Here is a 15,965-nt window from a genome sequence, read left to right on the forward strand (position 1 = left end):
TTTTTATATTTCCCATCCTTAATACAAATAACACTTTATAGAATTTAATGTTAGGCGGTACAATATTTCTGTAATTATTGGATCTTCTGCTTATATTTTTTAAATCGATGACATCAAAGTTGTAGCCTACCAGAACAACTATAATAATTAATAGACTACTAAACATAATTTTTAATTTCATATTTATCGCCTTAAAAATTTCACACTAGATTCGTTACTATTTATTTTAATGTGTTTATCGGTGAAGAATGGAGACTGGTTTTATTTAATGTTTTTCGAAATTAAAAAAGAGACCTATTTATTAGATCTCTTTTTTAATTTATCTTAACTTAATTATTCTATTCTTTTACCTAAAATTCTAATATCCCCATAACTTCTTTTGTAAATAGTTTAAAATCAGTTAAATGTTTTTCAATAATTTGCCGAACAATATCTAAATTTACACTTTGATAATCATGTACAGCAATATTACGAAATCCAACCATCGCCTTTAACTTATTTGCCAGCTCTGCGCTAAGTAGTCCTGCTGTAACTAATAAATCAAAGGCCTCTCGGCTAGATTGGGGTAGTCCTAATTTTTTCCCTGCAACAATATGCATTGCTAAATCAATACTCGCTTCACAAGCTCTTTGTATGTTCAATATTATTGAATCTTGTTTTGTAAAGTCCTCTAAATTTTCAGGGTCATTTCCATATACATCTTGGATTCTTTTTATACAACGCTCTATTGTAGAAATTTTATTTAAAATAACCTCATTCTTCATATATAGAACCTCTTTTCTTTATATCATCAAATACTATCTGTCGTTCTTCATTCAACTTTGAATACATTTTTAAGGTTTTCATTTCAAAAATAACCTTACGTTTTTCATCCGAACAAAATATTGTCTTTCCTGTATGTATAATCTGAGCTTGAAAAACTGTAGAAGCTTCGGATAAATCAACTAAATCAACATCTCTATGAACAATGTTAGCTAACTCCTGTGCTAATAAAAAACGTTCATAGTTCCCTAAAGTTGTGTCACTTAAATAAGCTATATCAATATCACTATCTTCTCGTTCTCTGTTCTCAGCCATTGATCCAAACACAATTATCCAATAGGGATTCACCGTCTCTTGTAATTTTTCTATAATAGCTGTTATCATGCTTTGAAAAATCATCTCATTAATCCCCCTTAGTATACTTGAATTTTATTATATCATAACCAATCATCAAGCCTTTAAACTAATACAAATACTTAAACAAAACTAGAAGCTTATTTCTGGCCTAAAATTATTATAGTTCAGGAATAGGTATGTTGTAGCTTTGAATCTTAAATAATCGTTTATAATCCAACACTTCGCCTGTTAAATGTCTTTTATATTTTCTTCTTGCAAAAGTAAAAGACTGACAATAACTGTCAGCCTATTACTTTTATAACTCTGAAGAACTTTAGTCTATTTTAATATACATTCTAATAATTTGAGGATATATTGCTCTAACAAAGACTTATATATATTAATCCACCTTTAATTTTTCTTTTACTTTTGTAGGGAGTTCGTCTTTCTTAACCTCTCCCCAAGATTTCACGCCTTTTTTCTCAGAGTAATATATACGTAAAAATGCTTCTTTACGAAGGTTTTTTAACGCTGTAAACTCCATTTCTTTCTCTTTACCATCCTTATCAAATCCAGGTAATTTATATTCGTAAGTCGTATCCCCATTTACATTTTTCTCTTTTAATTTTTCACCATCTTTGGTAATTTGCACATAATATGTATCTGTACCAAGACGGTTTAGGTTACAACCTGTTAATATTACTGTAAAGAAAACAAAAACACTACACATAAGCACTATTCGTTTCATATTACTCACCTCATATCTTTTCTCACAAAAATTATATCCTAATCTATTTGCTGCCAAAATTCATTTCCATTACGCTAACATTACGTTTTTGTAAGGTAGTAAAAACAGCATAAAATTAAAAGGATATGAATTCATATTTCTATTGAATCCATATCCTTTGTTCTTATTGAGTAAACTATTTTACCTCATTCTAAATAGGAGGTATTTTTATTATTCTGGGAAAATGAAATTAGAGTTCCCTTTACTATTATCGGAATCCTCTTTCGGGAACGTAATAGTAGAACCTTGATTTCCTTTGTTTATTTCTTGTTCTTCAGGAAATACAATGGAAGAATCATTCCCTAAGTTTGGTGAAAAACCAAGTTTAGATAAAATGGCTTTTAAGTCAGGTAAAACACCAATTTTATCAGAGATTGGATCGTTAGATTTCGTTCCAGTACTAGGGTCGCTTAAGATATTCCTAAGCTGGCTTGGTGTATATACTTTTCCCTTATTATTTTTTGAAATTCCTTGAATTGATGCAGCAGCGCCAGCAATAATAGGCGATGCACTAGATGTTCCAGCAAAACTAGATGTATATAGATTTGTTATAAATTCACTTGGTTTAGCATCTGTAGTATCTACTGCATTCCCCCATCCATACACATCCACTCTACTACCGTAATTAGAGAAATATGAACGTTTATGAGGAACCCTTGCAGAAGCTGCACCAACCATAATTGCCCCTGAATCTTTAAAATCAGGACTATTACGATTTAAAACTTGTTTACCATTATGGTCTCTAAATTGATCCAAGTCGTTTCCACCGTTTGCACCTGCTTCAATAATAATAATACCCTTATTTGTTCCCATACGAATTGCATCAAATATGTCTGGTTTTACTTCCACAGGAAAATAGTTCTTATCTCCATATCCATCGTAAGTTGCTTGTGCCTCTAGTAAAAGAATATCTCCAGCTTGCATATTGTTAACGGCACTTAAAATAGCATCAGCTGTATTATAATTTCCGTTATCCCTAATCTGGGATACAACCTTTACCTTAGCCTTTGGTGCAATCCCAATTCCACCTATGTTATTATCCTCTGCAGAAACAATTCCCAATACTGAGGTACCATGATCATGGTGTTCACTCTTATTCTGTCCGGACATCAATTCAATCTTTTGATTCACTAAATCTTCATGACTTAATAACCAACCATACTCCATATCTACGAAAGTAGTTCCTTTTCCGTCCCCACCATTTATACTCCAAGCATAAGGTGCATTAATTCCTAATGGTGCTGGTTCAAGGTAACCTTGTCTTGTAAGTCTAGGCTCATCATATTGATTAACAGATAAATTTGGTAAACGCTCTTCAGGTGGCGTTTCTTCTTCCTGTAGATATGACGTTTCAATAAGAGATGATTTCTCAAACTTTGCTAGTAAGGCTTGTACATCAATATCACCTTGATTTTCTACAATATAATAGTTTAGCAAATTGGAAGAAATATGTTCGGAGTCGTTTGTTTCTCTACCTAAATTTTTAATTTCTTTAGGATTTAAAGAACTAAAAAGTCGATTTATAGTTATATTTGGGTATTCGTTTAAAATTCCAATTAATTCAGGATCTTGTTTTTCTTCTTTAATGAATTTTTCTATTCCATCTTGATATGGCAAATTTGCCTCATTTTTAAATTTCAAAATTAATTGTTTCGTAACTTGCTTATGTACAGTAGAATTCAATTGCTTATTTGAATAATTGTAACTAGCTGCATAGGCAACTTCTGATTTATCACTTGGAAGTAGTCCACCCACCCCATTAAATGCGGTTAACGCAATTGAAGAAACTATAATTCCCTTAAAAATTTTCAAAATGTGCACCTCTTTTAATTTATATATGATTATAAAATGCTTTATATGGCCTTAATTCTTTTTATATAAGCTTCTTATATTTCCAACTCCGTTCATTTTTTAATATTTGCTTAAACATCATTAATACAACTAATTCATACCATCAAACCTATTAATTTAGCTGCATAACTGTAACCATTATAGTTACACCTATAGCAAATAGTCAATCTAATTTTTTATGCAATTTCGCATTTTAAAGAAAGAATGTCTAATTACATCTACTTAGTCTTAAATATTTTAATAGAAGTTAGGCTTCTATCATTATAGGTAATTGCATATATGTAATATAAAACATATAAAGGGGGCAAAACGTGGTAAGCTCAAGACAAGATTCCTGGACTAACGATAACGATTTACTTCTCGCATCAACAGTACTCCAGAATATTCGTAACGGTGGAACACAGTTAGCTGCATTCAAAGAAGTAGCAAAATTACTAAATCGGACACCTGCGGCTTGTGGATTTCGTTGGAATTCATACGTGAGAAAACAATACCAAGAGGAAATACAACAAGCAAAACAAAATCGAAAAGTGGGAAACAATATTTCTCTCTCTGAACAAAAAAAAGAAACAAATTCTTTATCTATGACATTAGATGATATTATTCTCTTTCTACAAATTTATAAAAAAACAAATGAATTTACAAAGTTACAAAACCAAATAGAAAATTTAGAGGCAGAAAATCAGTCCATTCTACAACGTGTAACTATGTACGAAGAAGAGTATCGTATGTTACTTAATCATATTGATAGATCAAGGAGTTTAGTTGTAATTGATTAACAGAAGCAGTAACTTACTTTTATATACTTAGGTTGTAACCTAAAAAATTACTATATATGAATTAACTTTAAATACTAATAAGTAAAGTGCACGTTTACTATTAATAAACGTGCACTTTACTTATTTCTTAAAACATAAAATTTAATTTTCAACTCATTAATAATATTAAAATTAAGATGTTTGTTTTATAGGTATTTCTTTACTTCTATTCTCAATAAGTCTATCTAATAGTAAGTAAACAAATCCAGAAATAATACAACCCACACCTAAGATTGTAAATAATATATGCCCTAAAAGCTGATCCAGTAATACACCACCTAGAAGAGGTCCAAATACATTACCTGTAATCCATTGCAAATTAGCCGCTCCCATATAAGTCCCCCTCAAATGTTCTGGAGCTATATTAGCAACAAATGTCATTTGAACAGGTGACATAATCATTTCCCCTACTGTATAAACTGTATAAGCTATTAATAATGAGCTTAGGATCCCTAAATCATTTGCGTCTATTACATGAAACCACTTTGGTAACCACCCTATTGCTAAAAGACCGACGCCAAAAAGAATGGCACCATATAGCATTGATTTACCAATTGATTTGTGAGTTAACCACTTTGAAATAGGAAATTGAAAACATACAACCAATAAGCCATTTAAAGTCATTAAATATGGAAATGGATTACTATTTCCAAAAATCATTGTATCCTCATTACTAAAATGAAGTGGTAACATACCTTCCGATTGTGAGAATCCCATAAATATAATGATTCCCGTCACTATATAAAATAGAAATATTCTATCTCTTATAACAACTCTTAACGTAAATCTTATTGACTGTTTATGTGTTTCCTCATGTATTATGATATTTTTAGGTTTTGTTTCCTTTAGAAACAATAACATTAATATTGTATAAAACAGCATGGTCCCAGAAGTAATCAAAAATATGACATCTTTTGATATAACCACAACTGCTGCACCAATTATAGGGCCTATCGCAGCTCCTATATTATGAGCCATTCTAAGTAATCCATATGCCTCAGTTCTTTTTTCGGGTTCTGTTACATCGGTAACCATTGCAGATGCCGCTGGTTCAAAGAAAGAATTACATAGTCCTAAACCAATAGATAAAATGGCATATGCTATAAAACCATCAATAAACAAAAAAACAAGCATTAGTAGCCCATTACTCGCCATAGAGAGCACCATAGTTGGTTTCCGACCATAAGTATCTGCTATATGCCCTCCAATTAATGAACCAATACTTGCTGCAATTGGAGATAAGGCTATAATTATACCTACCTCAAGTAGAGAATCCACTTTGTCCTTCAAATATAATGCAAAAAATGGCATTAACATCATCATTGCAATACCGTTTAAAGCTTCCCCGATAAAGCGGATCCAGACATTAAGGTCCATCCCCCTTAATTCTTTCCATGTACTCCTCATATAGTTACCTCGCCTATGCTCAAAGTATATTTTTATCCCAACAAAAGTTTTACTATATTATTATTAAAACCTAAATTTAGCCGGCTATGCTGAAACCTCCGAAAAACCTATCTTTTGATAAAGTAATACAAACTTGTCCCTATAATTTCTAGTGCCTCCTGCATACGTTGAGGAGAAATATTTTCTAAAACGGTATCTTGAGGTGTATGGAATACCTTTTCAACATGATAAATTAGGGGATTCCAACTCTCTACATCCATCCAAATAAATAGTGCCGAGGAAATTCCAGCTTCGTAAAATGGCACATGATCACTAGAATCAAACTTTCCAGTTAATACAACCGATTTCCCTAATGCCTTACTAGTAGCTACCGCAGTATTTGTTACTTCATTTTGAGAACCATCTAGTGTCATTGCATATAAGTCCTTAGCCTGTTTGTAACTTGTCGCTATCATATCTGCATTAAAAACCCCTAGAATATGTTTCTTATCTGTTGTAGATAATTGATTAACATAATGGTAAGCACCTAAAGATTCATTTTCTTCTGCTCCAAAGGCTATGAATTGAATTTCTTTATTAGTCTCTATATCTTTAAAATTGTATGCTAACTCTAATAAAAGTCCTACGCCGGAAGCATTGTCATTTGCTCCAGGTGCTCCGATAACACTATCATAATGAGCACTCATTATTGCTACATCCTCATTATCTGTCTTGTATTTGGGCTTTTTTGTCGCAATAACATTTAATGAACTCAAATTCATTTCGTGTTTTGCCTTTAAACTAACTATATTTTTATTATGCACTATCTTATCTTTCATTCTTATTCCCTGATTATAAGCAAGCCCAAATACAGGTATTTCTTGTTTCTTTTTTAAAACTGGGTTAAAGGCTTCTCCATAGTTGCCCCTATCCCCAATCGTACTATATAACAATACAGCTTTTGCTCCCTTTTCTGCTGCATACTCAACTTGTTCATTATATTTCTCATACGTATCAGCTTGTTCCAATAATACTATTTTCCCATGAATTGATTCAGGTGAATTTTTAATATCATTCTCTTTTCCTATAGAAACTACCTTCCCCACGACAGGATCTTTAGGTATAGATGCATTAGATGCTGCTCCAACTTGCCATTCTTTTTCTCCATACATACTAAAAGAGATACTTCCAATATATTGATCTGGTACAGGAAATGCCTGATACTCAACTTCATACCCTAATTTTTTTAATGTATCTCCAATGTATATAGCTGCTTTATGTTCTTCCTTAGTCCCGCTTGGACGTGGACCAATTTTCTCAGACAGAAAACGTGTATGTTCAATAGCTCGACTAGCACGAACTTTATCTGCCATGAGAGAACTTTGGTCGTTCTTAGTCATAGCATGTACTGGTATTGCTTTTCCAGATAAATTACTAAAAAGGAAAAGCAATACAACCCCAAAAGTTACAATAGACTTCTTTGTCAGAATTAGTTTCTTCATTTGTCCTCCCTATAATTAAAAAAGATTAATAGTAAAACCTTCCCTCCTAACACACTTACTTAGAAGAAAAGGTTCATTAAAATAATCTCTAACTCAAATTGCATGTAAAAATAAATAAACTGATATTGCTTTTTATATCTCCAAAAAATTCATTTTTGTTTGCATACCAGCAATATTCTTTTGAAACCAATTAAGAGTCTCCCATGACCTCTTTCTATTCGTATAATCAGTTTCCTGAACCTCAAATACAATTCCTATGTTTTTATCCAAGGTATTGTTCTTCACTTTTAATAAAGTTTCATGTAATAAATTTTCATCAATAGATCCATTAACCGGATTCTCTCCCTCAAAGCAACGTACCTCACTATAAGGAATCGTTAAATGCTTAAAAGAACTAAAATGAAAATGTTTAATATGATCCATTAAGCTTAAATACTTATGAAAATCCTTATATTCAATTTCCTCTTGCCTTAATAATTTAGAAATACCTAAACGTGTAAGATAGGTTATAGACCAATGACATATATCCCATGTTATTCCAACGTTAGATAACTCCAAATTAACCAAATCAGTAAAATCTTCGGGATATATAAATATAGGATCAAAATCATCGCCCAAGTTTCCAATAATGGGTAGGTTTTCAACGCCAATCCATATATCAGTTCCTTTTATTTCTTCATCTAGCATGTTAAAGAACTCTATAATCCTTTTTCTATTATCAAGAAGATTATAGCACTGAAATTCCGCGACATTCATGAATTGATTAGCATGCACCGTTATACCAGATGCATTATACTTTATAGCAAGGTCAATAAATTCATATAGTTGCTTTTTAATAAATTCATCATTGAGATAGTCTGCATTATCAGTAGGAAAATGCAGCGTTAACAAGGATGGATTAAGGGTTTGAACAAAAGAAAGGACCTCAGAAAACCTTTTTGTATATGAGTTATCAAATAAAGATTTCCCATCAAAAATATTTGCTTCTAATCCATAGCCTTTTTCAACCCATTTTAAATCAATCTGTTTACTATCTAAACCAAAGAACGGGACCTGTGGTATTAACATATTCTCTTCACCTACCATGTCCCCCTTACTAACATAAATGCCTCAGCCGCTTGGTATCCAGATTTGGCACCCCATACAAATGCGTTATGTCTCATTGCTTCTATAGAGCGTGGATGAGGAAATTCCCTTAACTCAGATTCATAATGTCTCATCGCACTTAATTTCTCCTCCAAATGATCTTCAATATTCACAAAATAATTAGGAAGGAACTTATCTTTTTCATTATAATTCCACTCTGTAGAAGATAAAGTTTCATATGCAAATACCCATTTGATATTAGTATTTGGCAGAGGGCGTGTCGCTGTCATTACTGCTCTGTAAACAACAGTATGATCAATATTTATATCTCCACCATATTGAGTATAAATAATTGTAGGATTTATTTTTTTAATGTGATGTTCAATCTCTTTCACTACATCAAGTAAAGGGAATGTATCAAGACGATTATCAGGGAAATCTAGTCTTGCAAAACTTTTTACACCAAGTGTAGTACATGCCCCCTCTGTTTCTTTATAAGATAAGTTCTTAACCTCTAAATCTAGCTCTTTATATTCTTTAGCTCTAGAAGATTTTCCCTCTGCAAGTATTACAACATGTACATCATCACCTTGTTTCACGTGTTTCGCTATTGTTCCACCAACACCAATTATTTCATCATCCGGATGAGCGGCAAATACAAGTACATTCATAGAATTTTAGACTCCTTTAATTAATTTTTCTGTTTCCTTTGGCCCACAATTTAGTAAAATATCTAAAATAGATAAATGTGGTATAAATTCCCCAAATAATTGCTTGTACGAATAATCTCTTATTCTTTGGTAAATAATTTCTATATTCTCGTTCTCAAAATCGTTTTCGTTTAAATAATCTTGCCCTAAACTTCCAGAATAATAAGTACTGGCACTAAATTTCTGACACAACTCTAATACAAAATCACTTTTCTTACCTGTAATCCCTTCTAACTCTGATACATAATATAGCTCCGTATCAATGTTTAATTCATGGATAATAAAATGAATAAAATTCATGTTCATATCATTTAAATTAAGCCAATCTTCTGAATAAAAACTTTCTAAATAATCCTTATATACATTAAAGTAAGGTGCATTAGAATAATTAATTCTTATCGCTTTCCAATGCTTCCGTTCCCAATCTTGAGTATTGTCTATCTTTAACTTATTAAATGGAATTTCTTTATAATTCTTCATTTGTATTGGAACCGTTAGCCAAGACGCTCCTTGTGAAGTTTTAATACGATTCCTATTTAAAAAACCTTTTTTTTCAAATTGTGCTATATCATGAAATACAAACACATCTGATTTATGAATTTTTTCAAAAAAACCATACCAAGGTAAGTAACTTGGTTGGTGGCCACTAATAATCATAGTTTAAATCCCCTCTTTTAAACAAAAACATTTTTTCAAAGCTGCCCCCCAGTATATCTTAGGTCTAGCAATCCCTTTATTATGTGAATATCCTAAATCCGCATACTTTAATTTATTATGAATTGCTAATTCAAACGCATCATTTAGTAGTAAATATGAAGATTGCGAATTTTTCCCCTTGGTATTATTAATATTAATCCAATAATATAAAACCTGTTTATCCATTATAAAAATGCTGGAACTAATTAGTTCTTCTTCTAAGAATGCCCCTAAGAAAAGGATTTTTTCTTGTAAATTAAGGACTAAATGATAAAAAAACTCTCTACTAAATGAATAACTCGCTCCTATACTATTATTATGTTCTTGATATAATTGGTAAAACTCATCTAATTCCGCTACAGTTATAGGACGAACTTCAACATTCTGTTTACGTGCATACCTAACACTTGTCCTAGCTTTCCCAGAACACGATGTCCATAAATCTTCAAACCTATTTGGTAGGTCTAACATATAAGTTTCTTTATAATCCCACTTTTCCTTACTATAACTTTGAAAAGGATTTATCGTTATAGGTAATAAAAGCTTTTGAATTTTATTTTCAAACTTCTTATTTATTATGGATTCATAAACTGAAAAATCTATTTTGTCTTGGCCAATTATTATTGGACCTCCATAACCAATTAAACTTCCCAAAAGCCTACCATCCTGTACATACATAGGAGTTAAAACTACTGTATCTCGTGTTTCTATTAGTACTGGGAAAAATTGAACACCAGGTAATAATTCCATTAACTTTCCCCATTCGTAACTATGAAATACAGAACCATTGTATTCTTCCATACAGGCATCCCAATATTGGGCGTCAGTACATATTTCGATTTCCATATAATCACCTTTTAATTCTTATTCTCTAAATATTTCAGAATTTGACTACATATATACTTAAGGTCCTTATTCACTAAAGGATATTTAAAAGGTATTGATAATACCCTTGGCCATAAATAATCTATATTTTCTGACTCAGTTGCGTACTTCGAAAAAATAGGGATCTCACTCAGGGGTAAATAATTCCAACAAGTTTGTATACCTTTTTCCGCTAAATGTACAGAACACTCATACCTATCAGATGGTTCTTTGAATATAATGGTAAAATAGTTCAAATAAACGTTCTGAGCTGAAAATATAATCTTAACGCCATACTTTTCTTCAATTTCCTGCAGCATTGTATAACACAGACTAGCGTTACATATATTTATGTCTAAAATCCTCTTTGTTTTTTGTAGGTGTTTATCAATTAATAATGAACGTACTATAGACATTCTTTTTGGATTTATAACGTCCGCTTTCTCCGGTAAAGAATCTAATTTACTATTATTATAGAAGGGCAGAATCTCGAATTCCCTCCAATAATTAGTAAATAAACTCAGTACTCTACTCTTTTTTATTCTTATAGCCAATTGTGTTTTTAAATGATTCTTATAATCTAAAATCACTTCTTCTTTCTTTTCTTCATCCATGTCACACAATTCACTTATGGTACGATTAAGTAGTAACGCCCCTCCCCCTATACTAGGGATTGGTTTCGTTCCACCAAAACTTAAAATACCAATGTCGCCTAAACTACCAACTGGCTTTCCATTTTGATAAGAAAACATTGCTTGTGCAGCATCATCGATGATATAAATATTATTTTCTCTAGCCCAGTCAATAATTTCTAAATCGTCATGACATCCATACAAGTGTGTAAGAATAATTGCCTTTGTATTAGCATTCAAATGTTTTTTTATTTTATTAAGAGAAATTGAATGATTTGTATTTAAATCAATTAATACAGGTTTTGCTCCCACTGTTAATATTGCTTCTATCACATTAGGACAATTAAAGTTTGATAGAATCACTTCATCTCCCTTTGCTACTTTTAAGTACTTTAAACCAACCACTAATGCAGATGTACCGCTATTAGTTAATATAATTTCTGCATCCGGATAAAAATCTTGAAGATTTTTTTTAAGGTTAGAATCATTAGGTCTATATACACTTTTCAAAAAAAACACATGATCAGATATACTCCAAAAAGAAGAATATATAGGATACTTAATCTTCTTTGGGTTCTTAGGATATAGATACTGTGTTTCCATACTTCTCCCCTATTATTTTCTCTAGTCCTTTATCTAATGAAATAATTGGTTGATAGTTTAAAAATAATTTAGCTTTCTCTATTGAAGGAATTCTTCTAAAGATTTCAATGCTAGAATTTCTGACTCCCTCTTCACCTAAATCAAGAAATTTAATTTTACTTTTATTTCCCATTAATTCATTAATTTTTATTGCTAGTTCTTCCATAGATATAGGTTTGTTATTGCCAACATTAAAATCTGCAAAGTTCTCTCCTTCATATTCAAAGGCTAGTATAGTTCCGTTAACAATATCACTTATATAACTAAAACATCTAATTTGCTGTCCATCTCCATAAATAGTAATATCTTCACCACTATGAGCTTGTTTTAAAAACTTAGAAATTACAAAGTTATCATTTTGTTGTGAACCGTATACATTAAAATAACGTACCACTCTGATTTTCAAACTATCACTAGCATATTCTTTCAAATAATCTTCGGACATTAGTTTAGCTTTTCCATAAGCTGATTTTGGCATTTTAATATCATTTTCTTTAAACGGAACACTCACGCCATCCCCATATACCTCTGAACTGGAAGAAAATAATAATTTTTCTATACTATTTTCGCTACAAACCTGTACAATATTTTTCGTACCTTCAAAGTTCACCCTCACTACATCTTCTTCATTTAAACGGCAATTATCAACACCCACTAATGCAGCTAAATGAATTACCCCATCGACATTAATAAGATTTTCTCTTAAAGTTGCAATATCTAAAATATCAATTTCCTTAAAAGGAACATCAATACTTGGTTTAAATTTATCAAATATAACTACTTCATAACCCCTTGCTAATAACTCCTTTGTAACATGCTTACCAATAAATCCGCTGCCACCAATAACCCCAATTTTCATAAATATTTACCTCCCTATTTTTAATTGATATAGACTTTTTAAAGACGTTATAATATGTTCAACTTCATTGTCTGTAAGAGCACTATACAGTGGTAATGAAATAATTTGATTAAATATCTCTTCCGTTTTAGGTAAATATACGTTAAATCTCTCTTCATAATACGGATGCATATGAACAGGAATAAAGTGAACACTAAGCCCAATATTTCTCTTTTTCATTTCTTGAATTACCTGATCTCTACTAACAGGAGAATTAGAATTAATTTTTATAACAAATAAATGCCATGCGTGTTTTACACTTGGATCGTTAGTATAATTAGGTAACGTTATATACTCTTGAACCTCTTTTAATTCCTCTTGGTACCTTTCAGCTATTCTCTTACGTTTTTCAATCATTTCATCAGCTCTTTTTAACTGACTAATACCCAAACTAGCTTGTAGATCCATCATGTTATATTTAAACCCAGGTAATAGAACATCATAACGCCAGTTTCCTTCTTCACCATAACGATTCCATGCATTTTTGGTGATACCATGCCAACCATATAATCTAGCTTTTTCAGCAATCGATTCATTTTTAGTGACTAACGCTCCACCTTCACCTGTTGTTATATTTTTTGTGGCATAAAAACTGAAACAAATAACATCTCCATGTGTACCAATTAAAGTATTATCATATTTTGTTCCTAATGCATGCGCTGCATCCTCTATCAAAAACAGTCCGTATTCTTTACATAATTTTTGAAGTTCTTTTAATTTAGCCGGATATCCAGCAAAGTGAACTGCAATAATTGCTTTAGTTTTTTTAGTGATTTTTCTTTTAACATCTTGAAGATCAAGACATAAATTCTCTTCATCTATGTCTACAAATACAGGTTTTGCACCTACATGCATAATAACGTTTACACTAGAACAAAAAGTAAAGCTTGGAACTATTACTTCATCTTCTAATCCAACTCCCAGAGACAGTAATGCTAAATGTAATGCGGCAGTCCCTGAATTACAACTTACTACATGTTCAGTATTCAGATATTCTTTTAAATTCTCTTCAAACTCTATCACTTTTGGCCCCTTTGAAAGCCATCCAGATTTAAGGGCAGAAACTACCCTCTCTATATCTTCATCATTGATTTCCGGTCGATAAAAAGGAATAAACTCTACCATGTAAACACCTACAAACTTATAATATTTTTTTTATATACTGATTCATCTTTAAATATGTTCCTTGTGTCTAAAATTAAACAATTTACCTCATTAAGCAATTTAAAATTAATGCAATCATGATCTGTATGAACAATAATTAAAGTGTATTTGTCTAATTGACTTAAGTTTAAATCTATAGATTTTTTCAATGTGTTATCGCCCACAATGAGTTCCTCTATAAACGGATCGTAATAATCCACGTTATAGTCTTCTATCATTAAATCATTCATAATATCCAAAGCTGGCGATTCCCTAGCATCATTAACATTCTTTTTATATGCAACTCCAACCATAAGAATATCCTTACCATCTTTATCATCTAGTAACTGTAGTGCTCTATTAAGAACGTACTTAGGCATGTTTTCATTAATTTCTCTTGCCACATCAATCATTTTTGTTGCTAAATCCTTATTATTTGCAATCCACTTAAAATAAATAGGATCAATCGGAATACAGTGTCCTCCTACGCCAGGGCCAGGATAGAATTTTTGAAATCCAAATGGCTTAGTTCCTGAGGCATCAATTACTTCCCAGATATTTATGTTTAACTCATTACAAATTTGTGTCATTTCATTAATAAAAGCGATATTTATAAAACGATACGTATTTTCTAATAACTTAGCTGTCTCTGCTACTTCTGGACTGCTTACCTTATGAATATCCTTAATTAATTTACTATAGAAAGCTGCTGCACAATCGGTACAATTAGATGTAACTCCACCTACGATTTTTATAATATCTTGAATTGAATAAGATTGATTTGCAGGATCGATTCGCTCTGGAGAGTATGCTACAAATATATCTACACCAATTTTAAAATTAGTTTTCTGTTCTAATTTGTATAAAACTTCTTCTCTTGTAGTACCTGGATAAGTAGTACTTTCTAAGACAATTAATGTACCTTTTTTAATGTATTTAACTATTTCATCAACTGCTGAATGAATATATGTTAAATCTGGTTGTTTACTAGTTCTTTCTAATGGTGTAGGAACACATATAACTACAACATCACATTCGTTTATATAATTCATTTCTGTACTAACAAAAAATCTATTTGTATGTAAAGCATCTTGGATTTCAGTATCTTGAATATCACTGATATAACTTATTCCACGTTCTAGTTTTCTTATTTTTGCTGAATTTTTATCAAAACCTCTTACCGCATAACCTACTTCTAAACATTTAAGAGCCGATGGTAGTCCAACATAACCTAGGCCTACATATCCAATACACGCATTTTTATTTGCAATTTTATCAACTAATAAACTTTTAGTTTCATTATTTAATACTGTGACCATTACTTATCACTTCCCCAAAAGATTTGATATTAAAATGCTTACTAGCAAATAATAACTGTGCGTTCTAAAATCCCATGGATGCATATAAAATACTGAATTAGCAACAAACTACATTTTTAGCACTATCAATCCTCCTAATTCAATAAATATCTAAATTTGTAGAAAACTCATCTGAAATATCAAGGTGTTATTTATATCTATAATATTCACACGTAATTTTTTGGGATTCAATTGATATTTTTCTATTTTTTTACTTTCTCAATATATAATAATATTTATTATTCCGAAAATTCTTTCTTTAAAAATTAAATATTTTTATATCATTAAAACAACATAATAGTTGTTATATCTACATTTAGTACAATTTTCATCCTTGAATAAAGAAAAAATCGCGCATACAATCATCCAATAAATTCTATTTGTTGGTTGTTTAAATGAACATTTAACCATAACTAAAATGGATAAATTTCATGTTTTTTACTTTTCATTAAAATTAATGGAAAAAGATCTATCTGAATTATAAAAAACAATTT

15 protein-coding genes are annotated in these 15,965 nt (G+C 31.0%); 1 reads left to right on the forward strand and 14 read right to left on the reverse strand.

Translation table 11 applies throughout. The features are described 5' to 3' along the window. Nucleotides 1-350: 350 nt before the first annotated feature. From AU379_RS24015 to AU379_RS24030, 4 genes are all read right to left on the reverse strand, one after another. Nucleotides 351-764 carry a DUF86 domain-containing protein gene (locus AU379_RS24015; protein ID WP_061139844.1) on the reverse strand — a complete coding sequence of 138 codons (414 nt, stop codon included), beginning with the start codon at nt 762-764 and terminating at the stop codon, nt 351-353. Beyond that, nucleotides 754-1,161 (reverse strand): nucleotidyltransferase domain-containing protein, encoded by a 408-nt coding sequence (locus tag AU379_RS24020; protein ID WP_061139845.1) that lies wholly within the window; start codon nt 1,159-1,161, stop codon nt 754-756. The genes AU379_RS24015 and AU379_RS24020 overlap by 11 nt, the downstream gene beginning before the upstream one ends. Before the next feature lie 337 nt (nt 1,162-1,498). After that, nucleotides 1,499-1,846: a YxeA family protein gene (locus tag AU379_RS24025; protein ID WP_061139846.1), complete on the reverse strand. Its 348-nt coding sequence runs from the start codon at nt 1,844-1,846 to the stop codon at nt 1,499-1,501. A gap of 210 nt (nt 1,847-2,056) precedes the next feature. After that, nucleotides 2,057-3,697: a S8 family peptidase gene (locus tag AU379_RS24030; protein WP_061139847.1), complete on the reverse strand. Its 1,641-nt coding sequence runs from the start codon at nt 3,695-3,697 to the stop codon at nt 2,057-2,059. A 350-nt stretch (nt 3,698-4,047) separates the two neighbouring features. Here AU379_RS24030 and AU379_RS24035 point away from each other — a divergent pair, with 350 nt between their 5' ends. Continuing rightward, nucleotides 4,048-4,515, forward strand: coding sequence for an RsfA family transcriptional regulator (locus tag AU379_RS24035; RefSeq protein WP_061139848.1), 468 nt, complete (start codon nt 4,048-4,050; stop codon nt 4,513-4,515). 171 nt (nt 4,516-4,686) lie between these two features. Here AU379_RS24035 and AU379_RS24040 read toward each other — a convergent pair whose 3' ends face one another. From AU379_RS24040 to AU379_RS24085, 10 genes are all read right to left on the reverse strand, one after another. Further along, nucleotides 4,687-5,961, reverse strand: coding sequence for an MFS transporter (locus AU379_RS24040; protein ID WP_061139849.1), 1,275 nt, complete (start codon nt 5,959-5,961; stop codon nt 4,687-4,689). Between the two features lie 107 nt (nt 5,962-6,068). Continuing rightward, nucleotides 6,069-7,442: a M28 family metallopeptidase gene (locus AU379_RS24045; RefSeq protein ID WP_061139850.1), complete on the reverse strand. Its 1,374-nt coding sequence runs from the start codon at nt 7,440-7,442 to the stop codon at nt 6,069-6,071. A 132-nt stretch (nt 7,443-7,574) separates the two neighbouring features. Further along, a complete protein-coding gene (locus AU379_RS24050) occupies nt 7,575-8,510 on the reverse strand; it encodes a TIM barrel protein (protein ID WP_061139992.1) in 936 nt (311 codons plus the stop codon). A gap of 11 nt (nt 8,511-8,521) precedes the next feature. Further along, nucleotides 8,522-9,199: a PIG-L family deacetylase gene (locus AU379_RS24055; protein WP_044307592.1), complete on the reverse strand. Its 678-nt coding sequence runs from the start codon at nt 9,197-9,199 to the stop codon at nt 8,522-8,524. 6 nt (nt 9,200-9,205) lie between these two features. Further along, the gene (locus AU379_RS24060; protein ID WP_044307591.1) at nt 9,206-9,895 is read right to left on the reverse strand and encodes a WbqC family protein; all 690 of its coding nucleotides are present in this window, start codon (nt 9,893-9,895) and stop codon (nt 9,206-9,208) included. A 3-nt stretch (nt 9,896-9,898) separates the two neighbouring features. Next, nucleotides 9,899-10,780, reverse strand: coding sequence for a GNAT family N-acetyltransferase (locus AU379_RS24065; protein ID WP_000401944.1), 882 nt, complete (start codon nt 10,778-10,780; stop codon nt 9,899-9,901). 11 nt (nt 10,781-10,791) lie between these two features. Continuing rightward, the gene (locus AU379_RS24070) at nt 10,792-12,033 is read right to left on the reverse strand and encodes a DegT/DnrJ/EryC1/StrS aminotransferase family protein (RefSeq protein WP_061139851.1); all 1,242 of its coding nucleotides are present in this window, start codon (nt 12,031-12,033) and stop codon (nt 10,792-10,794) included. Continuing rightward, nucleotides 12,008-12,931: an NAD-dependent epimerase/dehydratase family protein gene (locus AU379_RS24075; protein ID WP_061139852.1), complete on the reverse strand. Its 924-nt coding sequence runs from the start codon at nt 12,929-12,931 to the stop codon at nt 12,008-12,010. The genes AU379_RS24070 and AU379_RS24075 overlap by 26 nt, the downstream gene beginning before the upstream one ends. A gap of 6 nt (nt 12,932-12,937) precedes the next feature. Beyond that, nucleotides 12,938-14,095 (reverse strand): DegT/DnrJ/EryC1/StrS family aminotransferase, encoded by a 1,158-nt coding sequence (locus AU379_RS24080; RefSeq protein WP_061139853.1) that lies wholly within the window; start codon nt 14,093-14,095, stop codon nt 12,938-12,940. Nucleotides 14,096-14,103: 8 nt separating this feature from the next. Next, nucleotides 14,104-15,432, reverse strand: a complete 1,329-nt coding sequence (locus AU379_RS24085; RefSeq protein ID WP_061139854.1) for a nucleotide sugar dehydrogenase — start codon at nt 15,430-15,432, stop codon at nt 14,104-14,106. Nucleotides 15,433-15,965: the final 533 nt, after the last annotated feature.

Source organism: Bacillus sp. JH7, assembly GCF_001563515.1.
Lineage (GTDB): Bacteria > Bacillota > Bacilli > Bacillales > Bacillaceae_G > Bacillus_A > Bacillus_A cereus.